Below are 3,614 nucleotides of genomic sequence, written 5' to 3' on the forward strand. Positions count from 1 at the left end.
GGATTTCTCCGGGCCCTTTGAAGTATTTAGTACCGCCTCGCGGGTTTGTCCTGACGATGATCCCTTTGCGGTCAGCCTCATCAGCCAGTCCGGTGGGCAGATTGTAGCCCGAGCGGGCTATCGGGTGGTGTCGGATTATGCGATGGACATCCACCCACCGCTGGATGTGCTGATCGTTGCTGGCGGCGTACACACCGACGAAATGACCAATACGCCAGTCATCGAGTGGATTGCGACTCAGGCTGGGCAGATATCAATCGTCGCTTCGGTCTGTACCGGTGCCTTTCTGCTGGCCCAGGCGGGTGTCTGTGCTGGCAAGCGTGTAACGACACACTGGGAAGATATTCCCGATTTCCGACAGCAATTTCCGCAAATACCAGTGCAGGAAAACGTGCGCTGGTTAGACGAAGGCACACTGATTACGTCGGCCGGGATTTCGGCGGGAATTGATATGAGCCTGCATCTGGTAGAGCGCCTGCACAGCCGCGCGCTGGCAGAAAAGACGGCACGGCAGATGGACTTTGACTGGCAAGGCTGACAGCCCGGGTTTACTAAAGTCCAAGCTGACTCAGGCCGGGGTGATCCTTCGGTCGCGGCCCGCTTGGCCAGTGAAACAATCGCTGATCGTTTTGGATGGGCAGGTCGTTAATGCTGGCGTGGCGAATCGTCATCAGCCCTGCTTCGTTAAACGACCAGTTCTCATTGCCATATGCCCTGAACCAGTTGCCGACATCATTACGCCATTCATAAGCAAAGCGCACGGCAATGTGACTGTCGCCAAAGGCCCACAACTCCTTGATAAGCCGGTATTCGAGCTCGCGCTGCCACTTGCGCTGCAGAAATGCGACAATCTCCGCCCTACCATTTAGGAATTCGGTGCGATTCCGCCACCGTGAATCAGCCGAATACGCAAGAGCAACCCGCTCGGGATCCCTGTTGTTCCACGCATCTTCCGCGCGTCGAACCTTGTCGACTGCGCTGTCATAATCAAATGGTGGCAGCGGCGGGCGGGTTGCATCAGCCATCGCGTTCTCCTTTAGGATAAGTTCGGCGCCAGTGCGCCGACGGTTTACCAGGATTTGTAGGGCAGAAATTTGCCGTTCAAGGTCAGCAGCACACGATCCCCTTTCGGGTCTTCAATCTTGTCGACTTCCATGGAGAAATCGATTGCGCTCATTATGCCGTCGCCAAATTTTTCCTGAATCACTTCTTTCAGCGTCTCACCGTAGACACCCACGACTTCATATAGGCGGTAAATCAATGGGTCTGTCGGTACGGCCTGATCCCATATTTTGGTGGGGAAGGCCTCCAGTGCAGTGGCAACCTCGGGGCCGAGACCGAGGTATTCGGCAATGGCTGCTGCTTTTTCCGGCGGTGCGCTGTTCATCCCGAGGCAGGCAGACGTCACCCAGACCGGGGACATGCCCAGTGCCTTGCCGATCGTTTCCCAGCTGTCACCTTTGGCAAGCTTGGCGGCGACGATGGTTTCCGTCATGGTTACTTTATCCATAGTTTCTCCTTGGTTAGCGCGCGGCGCGCTCATAGCTAATAACACTACTTTCGCTTGATGCGGGTGTGTCGGGGGTTTTAGGTTCGGTTGGGTCTACGTTTCTGGTGCCGTCATCGGGACGTTCGCCGGAGCGAGATACCAGGAAGTTAACCAAGTGGTTGCGGATTTTGTAGTAGTCCGGATGATCGATGATGGTGGCACGATTGCGCGGCCGCGGCAGATTGATGCGCACCGATTCGGCAACGCGCGCACCGGGTCCGTTGGTCATCAGCAGTATCCGGTCGGACAGCAAGATGGCCTCGTCCACATCATGGGTGATCATAAAGACTGTCTGGTGGGTCTCGCTCCAGATTTTGAGCAGCTCATCTTGGATGACACCGCGAGTGAGTGCGTCCAGCGCGCCAAACGGTTCATCCAGCAATAACAACTTAGGATTGGTGGCAAAGGCGCGGGCGATGCTCACCCGTTGCCGCATACCACCGGAAAGCTGCGACGGTTTTTTGTCCAGTGAGTGCGACAGCCCCACCAGTTCGAGGAATTTGCGGCTGTGGGCATTGACCTGCTCCTTGTTCCATTCAGGCCAGCGAGCGCGCACACCGAAGTTTACGTTTTGCAGCGTGGTAAGCCAGGGCATCAGACTGTAGTTTTGAAATACCACGCCACGTTCCAGACTGGGGCCGGCCACTTCTTTGCCGTCCATGATGACGCCGCCGCTGCTGGGGCTGTCGAGCCCCGCGAGCACATTGAGAATGGTGGATTTTCCGCAGCCACTGTGGCCAATAATGCAGACAAACTCCCCCTTATCGAGGCTGATGTTCACGTCGTCAAAGACAACAAGCTCTCCATCCTTGGCAGGAAATGCCTTGGATAGTTTTTCGACACTGATAAATCGTTGGTTCATGATTACTCCTCGTACTGCACTAGGCGTGCTACGGCGCCCAGCGCGACATCCAGCATCATGCCCACCACCCCAATCATGAGGATGGAAAAGATCACACTGTTAAGGTCCAGATTGTTCCACTCGTTCCACACGTAGTAGCCGATACCGGTGCCACCGACGAGCATTTCGGCAGCGACAATCACCAGCCAGGCGATGCCGATGGAAATGCGCATGCCGGTCAGAATAGTGGGTGCCGCGGCTGGCAGGATTACCTGAAAAGCGGTGCGCAAGGACCCGAGTTCGTGGGTCTGCGCAACACGGATCCAGTCGTTGCGTACGTTGGCAACGCCAAAGGCGGTGTTAATCAGCATGGGCCAGATGGAGCAGATGAAAATCACAAAGACAGCGGACTTTTCCGAATCTTTGATGATGAACAGTGCAAGCGGCATCCAAGCCAGCGGCGAGATGGGCCGTAGCACCTGTATGTAAGGGTTCAGCGCCTTGTAAAACATTGGTGACATGCCAATGACAAAACCCAGCGGGATCGCGATAAGCGCTGCGCTTAAGTAGCCCGCCATCACCCGGTAGAGAGAGTACGCGAGCTGTATACCTATACCCTTGTCATTGGGTCCCGCGTCATAGAAAGGGTCGCTCAGTTCGTTGATCGCGTGTGAAATGACCTGAGAGGGTGGCGGAACGCGGGCTTCTGATTCCGCGCCGCCCATCAGCAGCTCATACTCGGAGAGTTCCCCGGAGGCTTCCGGGGGCTGATTAAGTGCTTCCCACAGACCGAGCATGACTGTCAGCAGAATGACAGACAGCAGTGTGGCGCGCACGTTGATAGATAAAGCCATTAGGACCTCTTGATTGCAAAACTATTGATGTAGGCTTCCGGCTGGGTATAGTCGAAAGTCTTGCCCATAATCGTGTAGTTTTCGTAGGTCTTGCTGGGCGGGGTATAGCCAAGACTCTTCATCACGTCGGCAGTTTCCGATGCCACGTAGACCTCTTCCGCGATCTTGTTGTAGTCGATATCGCCACTGATATAGCCCCAGCGTTTCATCTGGGTCAGTATCCACACTGCCATTGAATGCCAGGGGAAGGGATCAAAGTCGATTCGGTCAGGCACGTTGTGAACTTTGCGTTCCAGCCCGTCCACATAGCGCCCGGTGAGCACCTGCTTGACCACAACTTCGGGTTGGTTGAGGTAGTTCTTTGGCGAGA

The 3,614-nt window shown here is 55.6% G+C and carries 5 protein-coding genes and 1 pseudogene; 1 reads left to right on the forward strand and 5 read right to left on the reverse strand.

What is annotated here, in order from left to right; genetic code table 11:
• Positions 1–538: DJ-1/PfpI family protein (locus AC222A_RS18875; protein ID WP_486775452.1), on the forward strand; the 538-nt coding region annotated here is incomplete at its 5' end.
• Between the two features lie 13 nt (positions 539–551).
• Here AC222A_RS18875 and AC222A_RS18880 read toward each other — a convergent pair.
• From AC222A_RS18880 to AC222A_RS18900, 5 genes and pseudogenes are all read right to left on the reverse strand, one after another.
• Complete coding sequence (locus AC222A_RS18880; protein ID WP_372779746.1) at positions 552–1,025, reverse strand: nuclear transport factor 2 family protein; 474 nt, start codon at positions 1,023–1,025, stop codon at positions 552–554.
• 44 nt (positions 1,026–1,069) lie between these two features.
• Positions 1,070–1,510, reverse strand: a complete 441-nt coding sequence (gene cynS, locus AC222A_RS18885) for a cyanase (RefSeq protein ID WP_372758152.1) — start codon at positions 1,508–1,510, stop codon at positions 1,070–1,072.
• Between the two features lie 13 nt (positions 1,511–1,523).
• The gene (locus AC222A_RS18890) at positions 1,524–2,411 is read right to left on the reverse strand and encodes an ABC transporter ATP-binding protein (RefSeq protein WP_372758153.1); all 888 of its coding nucleotides are present in this window, start codon (positions 2,409–2,411) and stop codon (positions 1,524–1,526) included.
• Between the two features lie 2 nt (positions 2,412–2,413).
• Positions 2,414–3,244 carry a nitrate ABC transporter permease gene (gene ntrB, locus AC222A_RS18895; RefSeq protein ID WP_372758154.1) on the reverse strand — a complete coding sequence of 277 codons (831 nt, stop codon included), beginning with the start codon at positions 3,242–3,244 and terminating at the stop codon, positions 2,414–2,416.
• Positions 3,244–3,614 (reverse strand): annotated as a pseudogene (locus AC222A_RS18900) (nitrate ABC transporter substrate-binding protein); the annotation flags it as partial. The gene ntrB and the pseudogene AC222A_RS18900, both read right to left, overlap by 1 nt.

The sequence above is a fragment of the Litorivivens sp. genome (assembly GCF_057445395.1).

What these genes read in the sequence shown, in the direction of transcription:
- AC222A_RS18880 (WP_372779746.1), bottom strand. Translation starts at nt 1,025, where the DNA reads ATGGCTGATGCAACCCGCCCGCCGCTGCCACCATTTGATTATGACAGC.
- cynS (WP_372758152.1), bottom strand. Translation starts at nt 1,510, where the DNA reads ATGGATAAAGTAACCATGACGGAAACCATCGTCGCCGCCAAGCTTGCC.
- AC222A_RS18890 (WP_372758153.1), bottom strand. Translation starts at nt 2,411, where the DNA reads ATGAACCAACGATTTATCAGTGTCGAAAAACTATCCAAGGCATTTCCT.
- ntrB (WP_372758154.1), bottom strand. Translation starts at nt 3,244, where the DNA reads ATGGCTTTATCTATCAACGTGCGCGCCACACTGCTGTCTGTCATTCTG.